Source organism: Herbaspirillum frisingense GSF30 (assembly GCF_000300975.2).
GTDB classification, from domain to species: Bacteria; Pseudomonadota; Gammaproteobacteria; order Burkholderiales; family Burkholderiaceae_D; genus Herbaspirillum; species Herbaspirillum frisingense.
This window is the reverse complement of sequence record NZ_AEEC02000001.1, coordinates 19821-40730: the sequence shown is the minus strand read 5'-3', so window position 1 is coordinate 40730 and position 20910 is coordinate 19821. Positions and strand designations below refer to the sequence as shown.

The following is a 20910-nucleotide window of genomic DNA, read 5'->3' as shown; positions in this document are numbered from 1 at the left end:
CATGAACCCTGCTCCCACCCCCACCCCTGACACCACTGCGCCTGCACCACAGGCCGCTGCCGGCTCCGCACCGCCCCATCCGGGCTCCCTGCTGACGGCCGGTTTCCTGGCCCTGGGTACCTTTGCCATCGGTACCGAGGGCTTCATGATCGCCCCCTTGCTGCCGCGCATGGCGGCCGACTTCGGCATGAGCGTGTCGGTCGTGGCCAGCCTGGTGATCGTCTTCACCCTGATGCTGGCCCTGAGTTCGCCCATCACCACGGTGCTGTCGGCCAACGTCAATCGCCGCAATGTGCTCATCGGCGCCATGGGCATCTTCACCGTGGCCAACCTGGCGGCGGCCCTGTCCACCAGCTTTGCCGGCCTGCTGTTCGCGCGCCTGCTCATGGCGGTGACCGCCGGGCTCTACACGCCCAATGCCAATGCCCTGGCCGGCGCCATCGTCAGACCCGAGCAACGCGGGCGGGCGCTGGCCATCGTCAGTGGCGGCATGACCATTGCCATCGCCCTGGGCCTGCCATTGGGTTCCGTGGTGGGGCATGCCTTTGGCTGGCGTGCCACCTTCCTGGCGGTGGCGGCAATGGGTGCCGTGGCGGTGGTCGGTATCTGGCTGGGGGTGGATCGCCGGGCCGGTGGCCAGTTGCATGTGGCCAGCCTGCGCGAGCGGGTCGGCGTGATCGGGCAGGTAGCGGTGCGTCGCCTGCTGGCCGTCACCCTGTTCTGGTCGGTTGCGGCCTATGCCGCCTATCCCTATATCGCGCCCTACCTGTCACATACCCTGGCCTTCGGCGAAACCGGCATCGGCCTGACGGTCAGCCTGTGGGGGGTGGCGGCGGCCGTGGGCGTGAGCACTGGCGGCATGCTCAATGACCGCTTCGGCTCGCAGCGCGTGGTCCGTACCGCCCTGCTGCTGCTGGCACTGTCGTTCTGGGCGCTGGCGGCAGCCACCTGGCTGGCACCGCAGGTCGCGCTGGTCCCGGTGCTGCTGGCCGTGGCGCTGTGGGGCTTTGCGGTATGGGCTTTCTTCCCGGCTCAGATGGCACGGCTGATCGCGGCCGGTCCGCCTTCGCAGGCCTCGGTCTCGCTCTCGCTCAATACCTCCACCATGTACCTGGGCTTCTCCGTGGGCAGCGCCATCGGCGCCGGCATCCTTGGTCTGGGTGCGGTTGGCGGGATCGGCCTGTTCGCCGGCTGCTGCGCCGTGCTGGGGCTGGTGCTGGACCGCGCCGGCAAGCTGCCCTGAGGCAAGCAGGCCATCCGAGAACGTCCAAGAAGTTTTTCCGCCGTCGTGATAGGCTGCCGATCCGGAAAGCAGCGGATGACCGGTTGGGGCCGGTCGTCCGGAAACATGCCCCTCTTTGTCCTGCCGGGGGGCATGGGGCAACCTATCATCGAACTGTCTTCCATGGCGCGAGAGGGCGCCGGCCGCGGATCTCATCCGCACAATCAAATCCATACAACAGGGGAAATCATGGATAAGGCAAACAACAAGGGGCGTTCGCTCAGCGTGGCCGCGCGCCTGGGTCTCAGTTTTGCGCTGGTGCTGGTGATGATGCTGGTGCTGACGGTGGTGAGCATCAGCAAGGTCAATGCGATCGAAGGCAGTCTGACCACGGTCAGCGAAGACAATAACGTCAAGCAACGCTATGCCATCAACTTCCGCGGCAGCGTCCACGACCGCGCCATCGCCCTGCGCGATCTGACGCTGGTGGACGACGCCGAGGTCAAGGACGTGGTGGCCCTGATCAACAAGCTCGATGCTGATTACCAGCAATCGGCGCAGCCGCTAGATGCCATCTTCGCCAACAAGGGCGCGCATGCGCCCAACGCCGACGAGCGCGACGCCCTGGCCCAGATCAAGGCCGCCGAAGCCCGCGCCATGCCGCTTTCGGCACGCATCATCGCCGCCCGTAGCAGCGGCGACATCGACGGCGCCCGCAAGATCATGCTGGGCGAAGCCAAGCCGGCCTTCATCACCTGGCTGGCCACGGTGAACAAATTCATCGACCTGCAGGAACGCATGAGCCAGGCCGAGTCGGCCAAGGCACGCAGCACCGCCCGTGGCTTCCAGGCCTTCATGCTGGTACTGCTGGCAGCCGCCATGGTGGCCGGGGTGGTGCTGGCAGGTCTGATCACGCGATCCATCGGTCGCGCCCTGGGTGCCGAACCGGACGAGGTCAAGCAACTGGCACTGGCGGTGGACCGTGGCGAGCTGTATCACGAAGTGGCCCTGCGCCGCTACGATGGCGGCAAGCGCCAGAGCATCATGGCGACACTCTCCGAAATGAGCATCAACCTGCGCAATACCGTGACCGAGGTGCGTGATGCGGCCGCCGGTGTGGCCACCATCAGCGCCCAGATCGCCGCCGGCAACAGCGACCTCTCGGCCCGCACCGAAGACCAGGCCGCCTCGCTGGAAGAGACCGCCTCGGCCATGGAACAGCTGACCGCGACCGTCAAGCAGAACGACGGCCACGCCCGCGAAGCCAACCAGCTGGCCCGCAATGCCTCCGACATCGCCAAGCAGGGTGGCGCCATCGTCGAAGAGGTGGTCGATACCATGGCTGCGATCAACACCTCGTCGCGCAAGATCGTGGACATCATCGGGGTGATTGACGGCATCGCCTTCCAGACCAATATCCTGGCCTTGAATGCCGCAGTGGAAGCGGCCCGTGCCGGTGAACAGGGACGCGGTTTCGCCGTGGTCGCCACCGAGGTGCGCAGCCTGGCCCAACGCAGCGCGGCGGCGGCCAAGGAAGTCAAGCAACTGATCGATGCGTCGGTCGACAACGTCGAGAACGGTACCCGCCTGGTGGAACGTGCCGGCGAGACCATGGAACAGATCGTGGCCAGCGTGCAGCAGGTCACTGATGTGATGGGCGAGATTTCCACCGCCAGCCATGAGCAGAGCGTGGGCATCGAGGAAGTGCACAAGGCCATCGCCCTGATGGATCAGGTCACCCAGCAGAATGCGACCCTGGTGGAACAGGCCAGTGCCGCCGTCTCCAGCCTGCAGGACCAGGCGCAGCACCTGACCCGGGCAGTGGACGTGTTCCAGTTGGCAGCGCCCTCCTCGTCCGCGGCACCGGCCGCAGCAGCGGTGAAGTCGCGCCCGAGCGTCGAGGTCAATCCGCCACGCTCGCTGGCAAGCCAGACCGGCCGCCCCTTGCAGCTGGCCGCCGCCGGGGATCACGGTGATGCCTGACCCGGCCCTGTCCCGGCCGAACGATGAACTGCAGCGCCTGGCGGCGCTGCATGCCTTGCATCTGCTCGATACCGGCTCCTCCGAAGATCTGGACAACATCACCCGCCTGTGCCACTCGCTGTTCGGCGTCAACGGGGCGTACGTGTCGCTCATCGACGCCGACCGGCAGTGGGTCAAGTCGCAGAGCGGCCCGGACATGTGCGCGCCCTCGCGCGAGCTGTCCTTCTGCGACCACACAGTCAGCCAGCGTGCGCTGATGGTGGTGGAAGACGCCACCCTCGATGCCCGCTTTGCGGATAATCCGCTGGTGTCCGGGCCGCCGCATATCCGTTTCTATGTGGGCGCGCCCCTGCTCACGCCCGAGGGCCATGCCATCGGCGCGCTGTGCATCACCGACACCGTGCCGCGCACCTTCGATGCAGCCCAGCGCAAGCAGCTGCAGCAGCTGGCTGCGCTGGCGATGTCGCAGATGCTGCTGCGGCGAGCCATCGGCCGTGTCGATCCACTCACGGCCATGCCCAACAAGTACCAGTTGCGGGAAGACCTGGCCTCGCTGGTCCCGGCCGACAGCGCCCTGCAGGAGGCAGAGCCGGGCACCCGGGCGCTGGCCTACATCGACATGCCGGACGCCCATACCTCCTTCGAGATCGGCAGCGTGCTGGGTTCGCGTATCCATGACGAGCTGATCCGCAATGTCGGGGCGCGGCTGCAGACGCTGGTGCAGGGCCAGGCCGATGTCTATCACATCAGCGACGGTCGTTTCGCGCTGCTCTCGCATGCCGGCAAGGCCGAGCAACTGGCCGGCCACCTGCGCGGCATGACAGCGGCACTGGAACAACCGGTCGACAGCATGGCCGTACCGATGAACCTGCCCAGCTATGGGGGCATCGTCAGCGTGGTGCAGACCCGCGAGCAATTGCGCGATGCGCCGCGCAAGGCGGTGGCCGCCCTGCACGAAGCCCTGGCGCGCCGGCAACGCTGGGCCGATTACGATGCCGATGCCGACGTGATGCACCAGCGCCGCTTCCGCCTGCTCAACGATATTCCCGATGCGTTGCTGCCGGAGCGCCAGCAGGGGGGTGGCCTGGCCCTGGCCTACCAGCCCAAGCTGGACCTGCGCAGCAACCGCTATCACGGCGGCGAAGCGCTGCTGCGCTGGCAGCACCATGAGCTGGGACCGATCTCGCCGGCCGAATTCATCCCGCTGGTAGAGCGCACGGCGTTGATCCGTCCGGTCTCGGAGTGGGTGATCCAAAGCGCCCTGCAACAGATGGCGACCTGGAAGAACGAGGGCATGCCGGTCAAGCTGGCCATCAACCTGGCCGCGCCCAATTTCGAGGAGTCCGACCTGATCGGCCGCCTGGAACGCGGCTGTCGTGACAGCGGCATCGACCCGGCCATGGTCGAGATCGAATGCACCGAAGGGGTATGGATGCACAGCCCGGCCGTGCTCAAGCTGCTGCATGAGATCCGCGCCCTGGGCATGGGGCTGGCGCTGGACGATTTCGGTACCGGCTACAGCAACTTCGCCTACCTGCAACAGGTCCCGGCCTCGGTGGTGAAGATTGACCAGTCCCTGATCCGTCACCTGGACAGCAGCGCAAGGGATCGCCGCATTGTGCAATCGCTGATCGCGCTGGCCAAGGAACTGGACTACCACATCGTGGCCGAAGGGGTGGAAACGGCGCAGACCCTGGAACTGTTGCGCGCCTGGGGCGTGGACGAAGCGCAGGGTTACTACATGGCCCGCCCGCTGACACCGGAGGCCTTCTCGGCCCACGTGCGGGCGGCGGCCTGAGGCCCTAGCTACCTGGCGGCCCCGCTTCTTCCAGCTTGCGATACAACTGCTGGCGCGAAATGCCCAGCCGGCGGGCGGCTTCGGCGCGATTGCCGTTGGCCGCGGCCAATGCGCGCTCCAACATCAGCCGCTCCACCTGTGCCACCGCCGCCGCCAGCGGACCATCCCAGTCGATCTGCATGCCCTGCGCCGGACTGGTGGCAGACAGGGTCGGCAAGGCAAGGTGTTCGGCCTCGATGCAGTTGCCGTGACTCATTACCGCCGCCCGTTCCATCGTATTGCGCAACTCGCGCACATTGCCCGGCCAGGCATGCTGCAGCAAACGTCGCGCGGCCACCGCGCTGATGCGCTTGGGGCTGTCGGCGCCATGCTGGCGCAGGAAATGTTCGGCAATGGCCAGGATGTCGCCGGGCCGCTCGCGCAGCGGCGGCACCATGATCGGTACCACCTGCAGGCGATACCACAGGTCTTCCCGGAAGCGCCCCTCGCGAATCTCCTGCGGCAGGTCGCGGTGGGTGGCGGCGATCACCCGCACATCCACCCGCAGCGACTGGCTGCCGCCGACCGGCGTCAATTCCCGCTCCTGCAGCACGCGCAGAATCTTGGCCTGGGTCGGCAGGGCCATGTCGCCGATCTCGTCCAGGAACAGGGTGCCGCCATCGGCTTCCTGGAAGCGTCCCATGCGATGCTGGGTGGCCCCGCTGAAGGCGCCCTTGACGTGGCCGAACAGTTCGCTTTCGATCAGCTCGGCCGGGATCGCCGCACAGTTGACCGCCACGAAGGGACGCCCTGCGCGGCTGCCATTGCGATGCAGGGCGCGTGCCACCAGCTCCTTGCCGGTGCCGGTTTCGCCCAGGATCAGCACGGTGGCGTCGCTGGTGGCGGCCCGGCCGATCTGCTTGAAGACCTGGCGCATGGCTTCGCTGTCACCCACCAGCTGGTTGCGCTCGCTGGCAGCGGCGCTGGCCGCGTCCGGCGCAGTTGAAGAATCGGAGGCGGAGGTACTCTGGCGCAAGGCACGTTCCAGGGTCTCCACCAGCGCCGTGCGCGGGACCGGTTTGGTCAGGTGGTCGAAGGCGCCCAGGCGGATGGCTTCGATGGTGTTGTCGCCGCTGGCATAGGCGGTGAGCATGATGCAGGGAATGGCGGCAATGACCGGAGCACGCTGCAGGAAGACCAGGCCATCTTCCTCCGGCATGCGCAGATCGACGATGGCGGCATCGATGGCATGGGCGGAGAGCAGGCGCAGGCCGGCGGCGGTGCTGCCGGCCTCCAGCACCTCATGGCCGAGATCGCCGACGGTCTCGGCCAGGCTACTGCGAAAGGCGACGTCGTCATCGACGATCAGGATGCGCGCCATGGCAACTCCATATCGAAACGGGCGCCACGCTCGGTGGCGGCCAGGGTGATGCTGCCGCCATGGGCATGCACGATTTCGCGCACCAGCACCAGTCCCAGACCGGTACCGCCGCTGCGCTGGCTGACGAAGGGATCGAACAGGCTCTCGCGCAGTTCGGGCGCGACACCGGGGCCGTCATCGGCAACCCAGAGCTGCAGGCGGCCATCCGCGCCAAGCCGGGCACCGATGTCGATACGGCCGCCGGCCTCGCAGTGGGCCAGCGCATTGAGCAGCAGATTGTCCAGCGCGCGTGCCATCTGCACCGGGTCCAGCGCACTGGTTGACAGCCCCGAGGCGAAGCTGGGCAGATCCAGTGTAGTGCCCAGCTGCAGTTGCTTCTTCTCGGCCAGCTCGGCATGGGCCTGGCGCCTTTCCTCGATCCAGGCCGCCAGGTCGATGCGCTGGCGCTGCACCTGGAAGGGCTGGGCCAGGGCCAGCAGGCTGGCCACCAGCGCGTCGAGCCGCTCGGTCTGGCTGACCACCATTTCCAGTGCACCGGTCACCCGCGCCTCGCGCACCTGGGCCGGCGCGGCCAGGGCGTTCTCGGCCTTCATGCGCATGGCGCCGATGGGATTGCGGATTTCATGGGCCATGCCGGCCGCCACCCGGCCCAGCGTGGCCAGGCGCTCGGCATGCGCGAGCTGGTGCGACAGGCGCTCGGACTGCCCACGCCAGCGGCTCAGCGTGCTCCCCAGCCAGACCCCGCTGACAATGACGAAACCCAGCAACAGCGCAATGGCCACCAGCAACTGGTTGAGCACGCCGGCGCTCATCACCGGCACGCGCTTGAGCGTCCAGGCCGCCAGCGACACACCCTTGAAGTTGACCGGGCAGGCGGCGAACACCACCGCCTCGCGCAGGCCGGGGCGCACATCGCTCACGGTGGCCGCGCCATCGAGGGCGCGCTGGGCGATCGAGACGATGCGTTCCATTTCCGCCCCGGGCGGGTCGCGCTTGATGCCGCTGCCGTCATAGGTGGGAAAGGCGTAGGCCACCACGTCCTGTTGCGGGTGCCAGAAGCCGCCCTCGACCCCGGCCTGATCGCGCAGGGACAGGTCGATCACGGCCTGCATCAGCGAGCGCGCGGGCAACCCGTCGGCATTGGACGCCTGGGGTGTGCTGGGGACAGAGGGAGAGGGAGGGCTGGAAGGATGGGTGGAAAGCGCATGCGCCAGTCCGGCGCTCATGGCGGTGCAGCTCACCGCGGCCTGGCCGGTGGCCTGGCTGATCTGCGAGGCGGCGCCCTGCCGGCTCAGCTGCAGCAGCAGGAAAGCCAGCACGAGCGCGATCAGGGCAATGAAGGCCCACAGGATGACCAGGTCGCGTTTGATGGTGTTCTTGATGTTCAGGAGGCCTCCGGTGCCGGCTGGCATGTCGCCTTTCATGGCGCTCGCATTTAAGCACGAAGCTTTACCGGTGATAAGCCATCTGACAGGAACGGCGGGATGGCGGTTCATCTTTTGTTGCAACTCAATCACGTTGCCGCCGATCAAGATGGAAGCGCTTTTTGCTTTATGCGTTAATTGCGCCTGGGGTGAAGCAGGGGGGAAATAAAATCAAGCAGTTGAAGAAATATCTGGTGGTGGTCTTGGGCATCGCCATGCTGATGGTGATCGCCATGTGTGCCAGCACGCTCTACCAGAGCTATCGCCAGACGCGCCTGGCGGCCGTGGACAATGCCGGCAACGTGACCCTGATCGCCCAGCGGGCAATCTCGCGCAACATGGAAGTGCTGTCGCTGTCGCTCGATACGCTGGCCTACCGCTACCAGCATCCACTGGGCGCAGCGCGCCTCAATGACGCCCAGCGCTATGCGTACCTGTTCGGCAGTACCGCCAATGTCAGCCATATCTCGGTGATGGCGATCATCGATGCCAATGGCCGGGTCCAGGCCAGCTCGCGTCGTCGCCAGGGTGATGCCGCGCCCAACTACGCCGACCGCGCCTATTTCACCGCGCATCGCGATTCAGCCAATGCGGGGCTGTATGTCTCCAAACCCATCCTGGCCAACCTGCCCAACCTGGGCAACGATGTACGCGTGGTGGTGCTGTCCAAACGCCTGTTCAATGAAGACGGCAGCTTTGGCGGCATCGTCGTCATGGCGCTGAACCTGAGCTATTTCCGCGAACTGTTCGAAGGACTTTCGCTGGGCGCCGATGGCGTGATCTCGCTGTATTCGGACGATGGCGTGGCCTACATGCGCATTCCGTACAGCGAGCAGATCATCGGCCGCGACCTGAGTGGCAGTTCCAACTTCCAGCGCATCCAGAGCGCACTGCGGCACGAGGAGGGCAGCTTCTTCGCCCGTGCCAACAGTGATGGCGTGGAACGGCTCTATACCTTCCGTCGCATTCCCGACTCACCGCTGATCGTCTTCGTGGGCTATGCCGAACAGGCCATCTTCAAGAACTGGCGCAAGACTCTTTATGCGGTGATCATCTCGCTGTTCATCTTTGCCCTGCTGTTGGCCTATCTGCTGTCGCACGTGCGCCAGGAACTGCGCCGGCGCGTGACCATCGAGCGGCGCCTGGAAGAGCTGGCCCAGACCGACGGCCTGACCGGCCTGCTCAACCGACGCGCCCTGGACGAGGCCCTGCAGGCGGCCTGGGAGCGCTGCCGGCGCAATCTGAACTCGACCTTCTCGGTGCTGTTCATCGATGTGGATTACTTCAAGCCCTATAACGATACCTATGGCCACAAGCTGGGCGATGGCGTGCTGCAGGAGGTGGCCAAGACCATCAGCGACAACCTGCCGCGTCATACCGACTGCGCGGGCCGCTATGGCGGCGAGGAATTCGTGGTGCTGCTGGAGCTGACCGACACCGAAGGTGCGCGCCTGATGGCACAACGCCTGTGCGACGCGGTCTACAGCCGCCTGATCGTACATGCCAGCAGCCCGTTGCGGGTGGTGACCATCAGCGTGGGCGTGGCCACGCTGCAGCGCACTCATCATCATCGTGTGGAAGACGTGCTCAACGCCGCCGATGCCGCGCTCTACCGGGCCAAGCGGGATGGCCGCAATGCGGTGCGGGTCAGCATGGCGGATTGAAGCGCACGGGCGGCATGGCCTGCACTACGAAAAAAGGGCGCCGTTTTCACGGCGCCCTTGTTCATTGCGATGCAGCGTCAGGCCGATCGTTCGGCGCTAATGCAGACCTCACGCAGATCTCGCTCAGACCTCGCTCACGTCGAGCGGTGCTTCGGTCTTCTCGATCACTTCTTCCTTGGTGACGCCGGAAGCCAGTTCGATCAGCTTCAGGCCACCGGGGGTGACGTCGATCACGCCCAGGTCGGTGATGATGCGGTTGACCACGCCCACGCCGGTCAGCGGCAGGTTGCAGTCGTTCAGGATCTTCCTGGATGTGCTGCCGTCCTTGGCCTTGGCCACGTGCTCCATCAGGACCACCACGCGGCCGACACCGGCCACCAGGTCCATCGCACCGCCCATGCCCTTGACCATCTTGCCGGGGATCATCCAGTTGGCCAGGTCACCCTTGGCCGAGACCTGCATCGCGCCCAGGATGGCGATGTTGATCTTGCCGCCACGGATCATGCCGAAGGAATCGGCCGAACTGAAGAAGGACGAGCCAGGGATGGTCGTCACGGTCTGCTTGCCGGCGTTGATCAGGTCGGCGTCGACCTGGTCTTCGGTGGGGAAGGGGCCGATGCCCAGCAGGCCGTTCTCGGACTGCAGCCAAACTTCGATATCGTTGGGAACGTGGTTGGCCACCAGGGTGGGCAAGCCGATGCCCAGGTTCACGTAGAAGCCGTCCTGCAGTTCCTTGGCTGCGCGGGCAGCCATTTCATCTCGGGTCCATGCCATTTTGTCGTGTCTCCTCTTATGCGCGCACGGTGCGTTGTTCGATGCGCTTCTCGGGCGTGGCGTTGACCACGATGCGATGCACGAAGATGCCGGGGGTGTGGATCTGGTCCGGATCGAGTTGCCCCACTTCCACCAGTTCTTCCACTTCCACCACGGTGACCTTGCCGGCCATGGCGACATTGGGATTGAAGTTGCGGGCGGTCTTGTTGAAGACCAGGTTGCCGGCCTTGTCGGCCTTCTGCGCCTTCACCAGCGACACGTCGGCCACCAGCGAACGCTCCATCACATAGCGCTCACCGTCGAATTCGCGCACTTCCTTGCCCTCGGCCACCAGGGTACCGACACCGGTCTTGGTGAAGAAGGCGGGGATACCGGCACCGCCGGCGCGCAGCTTCTCGGCCAGCGTGCCCTGCGGGGTGAATTCCAGTTCCAGTTCGCCGGCCAGGTACTGGCGTTCGAACTCCTTGTTCTCGCCCACGTAGGAGGCGATCATCTTCTTGATCTGGCGGGTGGACAGCAACTGGCCCAGGCCGAAACCATCGACCCCGGCGTTGTTGGAAATGGCGGTCAGGTTCTGCGCGCCCGAATCACGCAGGGCGGCGATCAACGCCTCGGGGATGCCACACAGGCCAAAGCCGCCGACCGCAATGGTCTGACCGTCCTTGACGATGTCTTTCAACGCGGTGGCCGCGTCTGGATACACTTTGTTCACGAGTCTCCTTTCGGCTCTTGTCTTGCGAGCAGGGTTGCAAGCTGCTGGTGGGGATACCAGCTCAAACAGGGATGGCATCGGAGCTTCTCTTTCGCGCTGCGCCATGGCAATGCCGGGCTCCGATTAGCGCCAATTATCATAGGTCAGGTGAAATAAGCCATACAATACGGTAAAAATACCTGGCGCAATGCAGCATAACATCGACCGCAGGGGCGGTGCGCCGGGTTCGAGGGACCTTGCCGGCTACTTGCGGCACATCGCGCAGCATTACTCATGACCCAGCCACTTGCCATCGACTTCGAACAGGTTTTCATGCACGCGCCCATCGGCATGTGCGTCTCGCACAACCGCATCATCCAGCAGGGCAACCTGGCGATGGCGGCGATGTTCGGCTACGAAGTGGAACAGTTGCGGCAGACGTCCTTCCAGGAAATCTATCCCACCGCCGACGAGTTCGAACGCACCGGCCTGCGCCTGGTCCCCATCCTCAATGAAAAGGGATTCTATTCGGACGAACGCATCATGAAGCGTTCCAACGACGAGATGTTCTGGTGCCATGTCACCGGCCACGCCCTGAACCGCGACAACCCGCATGCCGCCGGCATCTGGACCTTCGAGGACGTGAGCGCCAAGCGCCCCATCGCGCCCGGCCTGACGCCACGCGAACGCGAGATCGCCGCGCTGCTGGTGGAAGGCAAGACCAGCAAGCTCATTGCGCGCCAGGTGGAACTGAGCCCGCGCACGGTGGAAATGCATCGCGCCCGCCTGATGCGCAAGTTCGCCGCCTCCACCTCCTCCGAACTGGTTCACAAGCTGCTCAGCATCACCCCCTGAACGGGCCCGACCCTGGCCTGACCTGCTCCGCTCAGAACGGTTGCCCGGCGAAGCGCTGGGCCAGGAAATCAAGCATGGTGCGCAAGGTCGCCGGCATATGCTTGCGCGAGGCGTAGACGCCATACATCCCCAACTGCAGCGGCTCGAAGTCCGGCAGCAACTGCACCAGCCGGCCACTGGCCACCAGCGGCGCCACGGCATAGGCCGGCATGTGGCCGATACCGACCCCGGCCAGCACCGCCTGCAGCAGCACCGTCACTTCATTGGCACTGATGCTGCCGCCCACGGCCACGCTCTGGCTCTGCGCCGCCGTCCTTGTCTTGCCGCCCTTTCCATGTACCTTCTTCGGATCGAACTGCCACAGGCTGCGCCCCACATAGGAGTGGGTCAGGCAATTGTGCAGGGCCAGTTCTTCCACCTTGCGCGGGGTGCCGTGGTGGGCCAGGTAATCCGGCGCGGCACAGATGATCGAGCGGCACACGCCCAGCGGTCGGGCAATGAGGTTGGGTTCCAGCCGGTTGGTCATGCGGATGGCCAGGTCGATGCGTTCTTCCACCAGGTTCACCGTGCGGTCCAGCGCCAGCAGGTCCACCGCCACGCCAGGATAGCGGCGCCCGTAGTCGACCACCGCCTGGATCAGCTGGGTCTGCGCAAAGGAAGTGCTGGCGGTGATGCGCAATAGCCCGCGGGGCGTCTCATCGGGCGTGTCCAGCGCGTGGCGCATGTCATCGGAAAACTCCAGCATCTGGCGGCAACGCGGCAATATTTCGTTGCCGGCCGGCGTGAGCGACAGGCGCCGCGTGGTCCGGTGCAGCAGGCGCGCCCCGACCCAGTCCTCCAGCTCGGCCACATAGCGCGACACCACCGGCCGCGACAGGTCCAGCTGCCCGGCCGCGGCCGACAGGCTGCCGCCGTCCACCACCGCCACGAATACCTGCATGGCCATCAAGCGATCCATGGTGCCGCCTTTCGATCTGCACGTTTTTGGAAACAAACTGTGATCGATTATGCTGTTTTTCGAAAACAAAAGCGATCCTATGATGGCGACTGTGCGACACCCTGTGCCGCTCCTCGTGCTCCCATCACCACCTCGAAAGGAAACCTCATGAAAATCGCACTCATCGGCGCCTCCGGCAATGTCGGCAGCCGCATCGTGGACGAAGCCCTGCGTCGCGGCCACAATCTCGTCGCCATCGCCCGCGATGCCGGCAAGATCGCCCAGCGCACCGGCGTGACCGTGGTCGCGGCCGACGTCAAGGACGCCACCAGCCTGGCATCGGCCATCAAGGGTGCCGACGTGGTCGTCTCCAGCGGCCGCTTCACCAGCTTCGGCGCGGCCGACCTGCTGCCGGCCGTGAAGGCGGCGGGCGTCAAGCGCCTGGCCATCGTCGGCGGCGCCGGCAGCCTGGAAATCGCACCTGGCAAAGCCCTGATCGACACTCCGGAATTCCCGGAAGAGTACAAGCCGGAAGCCGCCGGCGGCCGTGACTTCCTGAACGTCCTGCGCGGCGAGCAGGCACTGGAATGGACCTTCCTGTCGCCCTCGGCCCTGTTCATCGCCGGCGAACGCACCGGCCAGTTCCGCCTGGGCCAGGACCAGTTGCTGGTCGGCGCCGATGGCAAGAGCTGGATCTCCTATGAAGACTTCGCCGTCGCCCTGCTGGACGAACTGGAACAACCGAAGCACGTCCGCGCGCGTTTCACGGTAGGCTACTGAGCCAGGCAATACCCCGGGTCTGATGGTGAAACATCCTCAGGCCCGACATCGATTCATCCAAGAGGAACCCCATCATGACCACTCCCGCCACCGCTCACGACACCGTGCTCCACTACATCCACGATCCGCTGTGCGGCTGGTGCTATGGGGCTGCGCCACTGGTGGCCGCAGCCCGCGCCGTGCTGCCGGTGCAGGCGCATGGTGGCGGCATGATGGCCGGCCGCAACCGCCGCCGCGTCGACGCGCAGTTGCGCGACTACGTGATGCCGCACGACCACCGCATCGCGCAGATGACCGGGCAGGCATTCGGTGAGGACTATTTCAATGGACTGCTCAAGGACACCGATGCCGTCTTCGATTCGGCGCCACCGATAGCCGCCGTGCTGGCGGTGCAATCCATCCAGGGCGAGACAGCCGGACTGGACATGCTGGCGGCCATCCAGCGTGCCCATTACCAGCAGGGACGACGGATTTCGGAGGTGAGCACGCTGACCGAACTGGCCCAGGCGCTGGGCGTCGACGCTGCCACCTTCGTCGCCGAACTGCAGCGCGTGGAGCAGGAAGAACTGGATGACCACATCGCGGCCAGCCGTGAATTGCTGAACTACGTCGGCGGACGCGGCTTCCCCACCTTCATCTTGCAGCGGGGCGATACGCTGGAAGTACTGGACACCGGCCGCTGGCTGGGGCAGCCCGAGCAGTGGGCCGCCTACCTGCGTGACGAAACCGGCACGACCAGCACGACATTGCCAGCGCAGGAAAGCACGCCGCTCCAATGCGATGTGCAGACCGGCCGCTGCGACTGATCACGACCGTCAGACCGGCAAGCCCAGTGCGCGCAATTGCAAGCGGGTCTGCTCCGCCTGGACGTGGTGGATGCCGTGCCAGCCCAGCGCCCGGCAGGCGTCGATATTCTTTTGCGCGTCGTCGATGAAGACCAGTTGCTGCGGCTGCAGTGCCGGCAGGTGGCGTCCATAACGCTCCAGCGCGATCTCGTAGATGCGCGGCTCAGGCTTGATGCAACGCTCGTCGCCTGACACGACAATGTCCAGGAACAACTGCATGAAGTCGTGATTGTCCCGTGCATACGGATAGGTCTCGGCGGACCAGTTGGTCAGGCCGAATACCGGCACCTGCTGCGCATGCAGTTCACGCAGCAATGCCACGCCCTCGGGGAGCGGTCCGCGCAGCATTTCCACCCAACGACCATAGAAGGCCCGGATCAAGGCTTCGTGCTGCGGATGCTCACGCACCAACAGCTCGGTCGCATCGGCCAGCGTGCGACCACCATCCTGCTGTACGTTCCATTCGGGTGAGCAGATGTGGGTGAGGAAATGGTTGCGCTCTTCTTCATCAGCGATCAGCTGGCGATACAGGTGCTGGGGATTCCAGTCGAACAGTACGCCGCCGAAATCGAAGACGACGGCGCGGATGCCGCTTGGTGCTGAAAACGTCATGGTGGATGTCCTGTCAAATGGTCTGGAAGGCTTTCCGTCGCGTGGTCTGAAACGCTCCGATCACCGCACGCCGACGCCGTCGAGGAACAGGTCGATCAAATGGGCGATCCGCGATTTTGTCGCACTGCCTTGTTCGATGCTGAGGGAAATCGCAGTCACCATGCAGACGAGATCCTCGACCGAGACGTCCCGCCGAATGGCGCCCGCCTTTTGTGCGCGCAAGAGCAGGCGTTGCGCTTCCTCGCCGCTGGCGTGACAACCCGGCGTGCCGCTCTTGAGGACCGTACCCAGCGCCGCCGCCAGCCCCCGATAGTGAGACGCATGCGCCACGAGATCCTTCACGAAGGCGCGCACGGAAGCATCGGGGTCGAGCTTGTCGTCACGTCCCCGGCTCGCCTCGGCCAGCGCCATCAGGCGCTCATCGTTGGTTGCGGCAAGCAGCGCCTCCCGGGTGGGAAAGCGGCGATACAGCGTGCCGATCCCGACTTTGGCGCGCTTGGCGATGTCGTCGAGCGAGGCATCTGCTCCCCGTTCCAGGAACACTTCTTCGGCTGCCGCAAGGATGCGCTCGCGATTGCGCGCGGCATCGGCCCTTAACGAGGGTTCTTCTGTCAGGGGGAATTTGTTCGTCATATTCAAATGCGCTTGCAAAAGTGGATGATATCTCCACATAATAAGTGGAGCAATTCTCCACTTATGAAAGGGACAGAGATGGCAAAGCGATTCGACGACAAGGTTGTGGTGGTCACCGGTGGCAGCGAAGGCATTGGCCTGGCCACCGCCAAGCTGTTTGCAGCCGAGGGCGCCCGGGTCTATGTGACCGGTCGCAGGGCCGACAAACTTGATGCGGCAGTCCGGGAAATTGGCCACGGTGCGGTCGGTGTATCAGGGGATGCTGCCAATCCAGGCGATCTGGATCGCCTCTACGCACGCATCCAGGCGGAGCAAGGAAGACTCGACGTGCTCTTCGCCAACGCCGGGACCGCCTCGGCCGATGCCAAGCCACTGGGACTGATCGATGAAGCGGACTTCGATCAGATCTTCAATCTGAATGTACGCGGATTGCTGTTCAGTGTGCAAAAGGCGCTGCCTTTGATGTCGGCAGGCGGCGCAATTGTCCTCAATGGTTCCGTGGCCGGGGTCAAAGGCTTCCCGGGACAATCGCTGTACAACGCGAGCAAGGCCGCTGTGCGCTCCTTTGCGCGCAGCTGGACCGCGGATCTGAAGGACCGTCAGATCCGCGTGAATGTGGTGGCGCCTGGAGGAACCGAGACCCGCCTGATGCGTGACTACCTTGAAGCGCGTCCTGGGGTGGAGGACGCACTCAGGCAGCTAATCCCCGCAGGACGCCTGGGGGAACCGGATGAAGTAGGACGTGCGGTACTGTTCCTGGCATCGCCCGAGAGCAGTTACATCGCCGGTGTCGAGTTGTTCGTCGATGGTGGTTCCGTCGCCGTGTGAGATAGTTGGCTGCGCTTGTTCATTACGCTTCGCCCGTCAATTCTGCGCACTTGATCCATAACTGCTCGGCACGTACCGGATCGAGCGCATACGGGCGTACGCCTGCGCTGAAAGCGCTGACGACGGCATCGTCAGCAAGCGGGGCAGCGATTGCGCAGTCTTCGCAGTAACGTCCGCCGATGGTCTCGGCATCCGCGACGACGCCGGCCCAAAGCGTCGTCGCGGCGCCTTCTGCGGGGGTCTTGACCTCGAAGGGCGCATTTCCCAGCGCCAGGTGTTGTTCATGCATCGAGGCAAAGGCACTCTCGAACACTTCAGGCGCGATATTGCGCGTCAGCTCGGTCAGGATGACACCCGGGTGGACGCTCGCCGCGCGCACGCCACGATGTCGATGCCGCGCGTCGAAGGCCACGGCCAGCAAGGCGTCGCCGGTCTTGGAGCGGCCGTATGCAAGCCAGGGATCGTAAGGGGTATGCGTGAAGTTCGGATCGTCGAGATCGACATCGCCGAACCGGTGCCCGTTGGAGGAGAGCATGATCAGTCTTGCTCCCGCTACCATCAGCGGTGCCAGCCGGTGGACCAATACGAAGTGTCCCAGGACATTGGTGCCGAACTGGAGCTCGAAGCCATCCGGCGTCACGCCGAAGGGTGGTGCCATGATGCCGGCATTGGCAATGACGAGGTCGAAGGTTTTTCCTGCGGCGACCATGCTGTCGGTCACGGCTCGGACCGATGCCAGATCGGCAAGGTCCATCCGGATGATCTCAAGGCTGCCGCCTGAGGCTTCTGCCGCATCCCGCACCACCTGCGTGGCACCGTGCGCCTTGTCGAGGTCGCGCACGGTGCCGATGACGTCGGCGCCATGGGCCACGAGGGCGCGGGCCGTTTCGATTCCCAGCCCTGCCGAGACACCCGTGATGAAGACCCGTTTGCCGCGCAGGTCCGTGCCGGCCAATACTTCATCCGTCGTCGATTTTGCGTTGAAATGTGCGCTGTTCAAGATGTTCTCCTGTTGAGTTCAGAGGCATGCGACACCGCATGCGTCTTGCCAAGATACGCTTTGGGCTTGACGGATTTTCGCCAAAACAGCGCAATTTATTGCCTGATCCGCTCAATTCATTGAACATGTCCGATTCAGCTGGCACACTGAAGATATGAAAGATCTCCTTCATCAAATGAGCCGCCGCGTACTGCGCCACGAAGACCCGAAGAGCCTGGACACAGCCATTCCGCGACTGGCCGTCGGCGTCTTCCGGCAAGCGGAGCCGAGCATGATGGCCATCGGCGCCGGCGTATGCCTGATCTTGCAGGGCGCCAAGCAGATGATGGTGAACAAGAAGATGCTGCGCTACAGTGCGGGCGCCTGCTTCGCTTCCCTGATCGATTTACCGACGACCTGTTGCATATTCGAAATGGAGGGCGACCAGCCCTACGTCGGCACCGGCCTGACGCTGGACCACGGCATCCTCACCTCCCTGATCGCCGACATGCCGGCCGCCCCGCACAAAAAAGAGCCGGCAGCCTTCAACATCGAGCGGGTCTCGCGCGACGTACTTGAAGCCTGGGACCACTTGCTGGCCCTGCTGGATACGCCGGACGATATTGCCGTGCTGGCCGCATCGCGTGAGCGCGAGCTCATGTACCGGCTGTTGCAAAGCCCGCACGGACCGTTGCTGCGGCAAATCGGCCGCGAGGAGGGACGACTGACGCAGGTCAGAAAAGCGATCGACTGGATGCGTCATCACTACGATGAATCCTTCCCGATCAAGACCGTCGCCGACATCGCTGGCATGAGCATTGCGTCCTTCAACCGCCACTTCCGCGCGGCCACCTCGATGAGCCCCCTGCAATACCATAAGACGCTGCGACTGCAGGCGGCCCGACGTCTGCTGGCCTCTGACGTGGACGCCACCCGGACCGCCTACGCGGTGGGATATGAAAGCCCGTCCCAATTCAGCCGTGAATATTCCCGATTGTTCGGCCATCCGCCGAAACGGGATGCTTCCCGCCTGCGTGAAAATCTGGTGGATGTATCCAATGTCGTCGTTTGATGCTGCTGGCCATCCCTGGCGCATCACACTGGCCCGGCGCATTGTGGGCATTGGCGCTGCTGGGCATGAGAGCATGGTGCCATTGGGGCAGCCGGACTTCCGCGCTATCGATCTTGCGTATGGGTGGCTGCCATGGATGAAACCCGTCGGGTCAGCCACCAGAACAGCAACGCCAGCAGGCTGACCGCGGCACCCAGCAGGCATACCGCTTGCCAGCCCGCATGGGCATAGGTGGCCGTCGCGCCGATCGCTCCCAGGCCGCTGCCGACGGCATAGAACAGCATGTAGAGACCGATCAGGCGACTGTAGGCGTCGCGCCGGGTCAGGAAAATCATGCTCTGGCTGGTGACGTGGAGCGCCTGCGCGCCTATGTCGAGCAAGATGATGCCGACCACCAGCGCCACCAGCGACCACGCCATCAAGGACAGCGGCCACCAGGCCAGCAGCAGGAGTGCCAGTGCGACGGCACTGGTACGCTCCCCCTGTCCACGGTCGGCCCATTGCCCGGCACGCGCGGAGGCCAGTGCACCGATGGCGCCGACCAGGCCGAAGGCGCCGATGGCGGTATGTGAAAACCCATAGGGTGGCGCGCTCAAGGGCAGCACCAGGGCGCTCCAGAAGATATTGAGTGCGGCGAACATCAACATGGCCAGCACACCCCGGACTTGCAAGACCTTTTCCTGCAGCAGCAGCGTGAGCATGGAAGCGATCAGACGCAGATAGCCCATTTCATCGGGCACGGCGGCCAGGGCCGGAAGCCTTCTCCACAGCGGCGTGGCGATGGCCAGCATCAGCGCGGCAGCGGTCAGGTAGACACCGCGCCAGCCTGCGAGGTCGCTGACGCCTCCCGCATAGACCCTGGCCAGCAGCAGACCGACGAACACACCGCTTTGTGCCGCGCCGACAACCCGCCCTCGTTCATGCGCAGCCGAAGCGCTGGCGGCATAGGCGATCAACCCCTGTGTCATCGCCGTACCCAGCAAGCCGACGGCGAGGACACCGATCAACAGGACCAGCGCGCTCTGGGCCAGACCGACGACCACCAGCGCGACCACCAACGCCAATAGCTGTATCGCCATGAGACGCCGTCGATCCATCCGGTCACCCAGCGGCACCAGCAGCAACAAGGCCACCGCGCAACCGATCTGGGTCGCGGTGACGACGCCGCCGATAGCAGCGTGGCTGATGCCGAAGTCTCTCGAGAGGGCATCGAGCAGCGGTTGCGCGTAATAGACATTGGCCACGCTCAGGCCGCTGGCGATGGCGAACAGCCATAGCATGCTGCGCGGCATATCGGCGCGCCGGACCGGTGCAGCGGGTCGGTTCGGCGCTGACGCCGAAGTATCCTTCATCATGGCATTCATCCAATCTGGTTGCAAATCGAAACTCATTGAATGCTAGATGATGTGGTTTTATAATGCAACCAGATTGATCACCGTCCCGGCTCGGGGAGATGCCATGCCAAACAATAGCGTCCTGACTGACGAACCCTGTCCCGTTGCGCGCAGCGTCGACGTGATCGGGGATCGGTGGTCCTTGCTGATCGTGCGCGATGCTTTCGACGGCGCTTGTCGCTTCGGCGAACTGCAGCGCAATCTGGGCGTGGCCCGCAACATCCTCTCCGACAGGCTGCGCAAGCTGGTCGAAGCCGGCATCCTCGACATGCAGGCCGCCTCGGATGGCACGGCCTATCAGCAATACGTACTCACCGCCAAGGGCGAAAGCCTGTTCCCCGTCGTGGTGGCGCTGCGGCAATGGGGCGAGCAACATCTGTTCAAGCGCGGCGAACGCCATTCGGTGCTCATCGACAAACGCACCGGCAAGCCGATTCCGCTGATGAAGCCGACCGCCAGGGACGGCGGTGGATTGCCCCCCAGCGCGACCGAAGTACGAAAGCTCGCCTGAGCGAACCAGGCCATTGCTATTCGGCCCTGCTTGGACTATGGTTGTATTACGCAACTATATGAAAGCTGCGGTAACGGGCCGTCTTCATGTCGTCGAGGAAATCCGCAAGGCTTCACGCATGGCCTTGCCGACCTGTTGCGCTTCAATTTGCCGCGAAACCCGATGACTGGCGGCGTTGATCAGGGAGAATCCATGCAAACGGCGAATGTGCTTTCGCGGATCGGCTTCGTGGGAGCGGGCCGGGTCGCCCAGACTCTGGCAGCCGCGTTCGCCCAGGCGGGGCATCGCGTCGCGGCGGTGCATAGCAGAAGCGATGCCAATCTCGCCCAATTCCATGCGCGCTGTCCCGAGCCCATCATGGCCGGCTCGCCTCAGGAAGTCGCTGAACTATCCTCCCTCGTCTTCTTGACCGTGAGCGATGATGCGATCAGGCCGGTCTGCGAAGAAGTTTCGTGGGCAGCCGGGACAGCCGTCGTTCACTGCTCCGGCGCCACGGAAGTATCGGCCCTGGTGAGCGCCAGGCAAGCCGGCGCCCTGGTGGGAGGATT

20 protein-coding genes and 1 pseudogene are annotated in these 20910 nt (G+C 64.5%); 11 read left to right on the top strand and 10 right to left on the bottom strand.

Annotated elements, in window-relative coordinates; genetic code table 11:
- Window position 1: 1 nt before the first annotated feature.
- The 3 genes from HFRIS_RS00180 to HFRIS_RS00170 all read left to right on the top strand — a co-directional run bounded on the left by HFRIS_RS00180 (window position 2) and on the right by HFRIS_RS00170 (window position 5003).
- Window positions 2-1243, top strand: a complete 1242-nt coding sequence (locus HFRIS_RS00180) for an MFS transporter (RefSeq protein WP_006461153.1) — start codon at window positions 2-4, stop codon at window positions 1241-1243.
- Window positions 1244-1471: 228 nt separating this feature from the next.
- Window positions 1472-3205: a methyl-accepting chemotaxis protein gene (locus HFRIS_RS00175; protein ID WP_006461151.1), complete on the top strand. Its 1734-nt coding sequence runs from the start codon at window positions 1472-1474 to the stop codon at window positions 3203-3205.
- Window positions 3198-5003 (top strand): sensor domain-containing phosphodiesterase, encoded by a 1806-nt coding sequence (locus HFRIS_RS00170; RefSeq protein ID WP_006461149.1) that lies wholly within the window; start codon window positions 3198-3200, stop codon window positions 5001-5003. The genes HFRIS_RS00175 and HFRIS_RS00170 overlap by 8 nt, the downstream gene beginning before the upstream one ends.
- Before the next feature lie 4 nt (window positions 5004-5007).
- Here the strand turns inward: HFRIS_RS00170 and HFRIS_RS00165 are convergent, their stop codons facing one another.
- Window positions 5008-6363, bottom strand: a complete 1356-nt coding sequence (locus HFRIS_RS00165; RefSeq protein ID WP_006461148.1) for a sigma-54-dependent transcriptional regulator — start codon at window positions 6361-6363, stop codon at window positions 5008-5010.
- Window positions 6348-7775: a sensor histidine kinase gene (locus tag HFRIS_RS00160; protein WP_051110860.1), complete on the bottom strand. Its 1428-nt coding sequence runs from the start codon at window positions 7773-7775 to the stop codon at window positions 6348-6350. Before HFRIS_RS00160 ends, HFRIS_RS00165 begins: the two co-directional genes overlap by 16 nt.
- 227 nt (window positions 7776-8002) lie before the next feature.
- On the opposite strand from HFRIS_RS00160, the gene HFRIS_RS00155 reads away from it, so the two are divergent.
- A complete protein-coding gene (locus HFRIS_RS00155) occupies window positions 8003-9451 on the top strand; it encodes a sensor domain-containing diguanylate cyclase (protein WP_081626808.1) in 1449 nt (482 codons plus the stop codon).
- 123 nt (window positions 9452-9574) lie between these two features.
- On the opposite strand, the gene HFRIS_RS00150 is transcribed toward HFRIS_RS00155, so the two are convergent.
- Both HFRIS_RS00150 and HFRIS_RS00145 read right to left on the bottom strand, forming a co-directional pair.
- A complete protein-coding gene (locus tag HFRIS_RS00150; protein ID WP_006461145.1) occupies window positions 9575-10225 on the bottom strand; it encodes a 3-oxoacid CoA-transferase subunit B in 651 nt (216 codons plus the stop codon).
- 16 nt (window positions 10226-10241) lie between these two features.
- Complete coding sequence (locus HFRIS_RS00145) at window positions 10242-10937, bottom strand: CoA transferase subunit A (RefSeq protein WP_006461144.1); 696 nt, start codon at window positions 10935-10937, stop codon at window positions 10242-10244.
- Between the two features lie 273 nt (window positions 10938-11210).
- Here HFRIS_RS00145 and HFRIS_RS00140 point away from each other — a divergent pair, with 273 nt between their 5' ends.
- On the top strand, window positions 11211-11771 hold the full coding sequence (locus HFRIS_RS00140) for a PAS and helix-turn-helix domain-containing protein (RefSeq protein ID WP_006461143.1): 561 nt from the start codon (window positions 11211-11213) through the stop codon (window positions 11769-11771).
- Window positions 11772-11802: 31 nt separating this feature from the next.
- Here the strand turns inward: HFRIS_RS00140 and HFRIS_RS00135 are convergent, their stop codons facing one another.
- A complete protein-coding gene (locus HFRIS_RS00135) occupies window positions 11803-12729 on the bottom strand; it encodes a LysR family transcriptional regulator (protein WP_006461142.1) in 927 nt (308 codons plus the stop codon).
- Between the two features lie 147 nt (window positions 12730-12876).
- On the opposite strand from HFRIS_RS00135, the gene HFRIS_RS00130 reads away from it, so the two are divergent.
- Both HFRIS_RS00130 and HFRIS_RS00125 read left to right on the top strand, forming a co-directional pair.
- The gene (locus HFRIS_RS00130) at window positions 12877-13488 is read left to right on the top strand and encodes an NAD(P)-dependent oxidoreductase (protein ID WP_006461141.1); all 612 of its coding nucleotides are present in this window, start codon (window positions 12877-12879) and stop codon (window positions 13486-13488) included.
- Between the two features lie 74 nt (window positions 13489-13562).
- The gene (locus tag HFRIS_RS00125; RefSeq protein ID WP_006461140.1) at window positions 13563-14294 is read left to right on the top strand and encodes a DsbA family protein; all 732 of its coding nucleotides are present in this window, start codon (window positions 13563-13565) and stop codon (window positions 14292-14294) included.
- 9 nt (window positions 14295-14303) lie between these two features.
- Here HFRIS_RS00125 and HFRIS_RS00120 read toward each other — a convergent pair whose 3' ends face one another.
- The gene (locus HFRIS_RS00120) at window positions 14304-14945 is read right to left on the bottom strand and encodes an HAD family hydrolase (RefSeq protein WP_006461139.1); all 642 of its coding nucleotides are present in this window, start codon (window positions 14943-14945) and stop codon (window positions 14304-14306) included.
- A gap of 60 nt (window positions 14946-15005) precedes the next feature.
- On the bottom strand, window positions 15006-15578 hold the full coding sequence (locus HFRIS_RS00115; protein WP_006461138.1) for a TetR/AcrR family transcriptional regulator: 573 nt from the start codon (window positions 15576-15578) through the stop codon (window positions 15006-15008).
- A gap of 78 nt (window positions 15579-15656) precedes the next feature.
- On the opposite strand from HFRIS_RS00115, the gene HFRIS_RS00110 reads away from it, so the two are divergent.
- Window positions 15657-16406 (top strand): SDR family NAD(P)-dependent oxidoreductase, encoded by a 750-nt coding sequence (locus HFRIS_RS00110; protein ID WP_006461137.1) that lies wholly within the window; start codon window positions 15657-15659, stop codon window positions 16404-16406.
- A 22-nt stretch (window positions 16407-16428) separates the two neighbouring features.
- On the opposite strand, the gene HFRIS_RS00105 is transcribed toward HFRIS_RS00110, so the two are convergent.
- Complete coding sequence (locus HFRIS_RS00105) at window positions 16429-17406, bottom strand: SDR family NAD(P)-dependent oxidoreductase (RefSeq protein ID WP_006461136.1); 978 nt, start codon at window positions 17404-17406, stop codon at window positions 16429-16431.
- A gap of 154 nt (window positions 17407-17560) precedes the next feature.
- Between HFRIS_RS00105 and HFRIS_RS00100 the strand changes: the two genes are divergently transcribed.
- Window positions 17561-18457 (top strand): AraC family transcriptional regulator, encoded by an 897-nt coding sequence (locus HFRIS_RS00100; RefSeq protein ID WP_039873686.1) that lies wholly within the window; start codon window positions 17561-17563, stop codon window positions 18455-18457.
- A 104-nt stretch (window positions 18458-18561) separates the two neighbouring features.
- Here HFRIS_RS00100 and HFRIS_RS00095 read toward each other — a convergent pair whose 3' ends face one another.
- Window positions 18562-19809, bottom strand: coding sequence for an MFS transporter (locus HFRIS_RS00095; protein WP_039873834.1), 1248 nt, complete (start codon window positions 19807-19809; stop codon window positions 18562-18564).
- A 106-nt stretch (window positions 19810-19915) separates the two neighbouring features.
- Between HFRIS_RS00095 and HFRIS_RS00090 the strand changes: the two genes are divergently transcribed.
- Window positions 19916-20362 (top strand): winged helix-turn-helix transcriptional regulator, encoded by a 447-nt coding sequence (locus HFRIS_RS00090; RefSeq protein ID WP_006461133.1) that lies wholly within the window; start codon window positions 19916-19918, stop codon window positions 20360-20362.
- An 84-nt stretch (window positions 20363-20446) separates the two neighbouring features.
- Here the strand turns inward: HFRIS_RS00090 and HFRIS_RS25750 are convergent, their stop codons facing one another.
- The gene (locus HFRIS_RS25750) at window positions 20447-20698 is read right to left on the bottom strand and encodes a hypothetical protein (protein ID WP_244436244.1); all 252 of its coding nucleotides are present in this window, start codon (window positions 20696-20698) and stop codon (window positions 20447-20449) included.
- Here HFRIS_RS25750 and HFRIS_RS25745 point away from each other — a divergent pair.
- A pseudogene (locus tag HFRIS_RS25745) lies at window positions 20591-20857 on the top strand (NAD(P)-binding domain-containing protein); the annotation flags it as partial. The gene HFRIS_RS25750 and the pseudogene HFRIS_RS25745 sit on opposite strands and share 108 nt — an antisense overlap.
- Window positions 20858-20910: the final 53 nt, after the last annotated feature.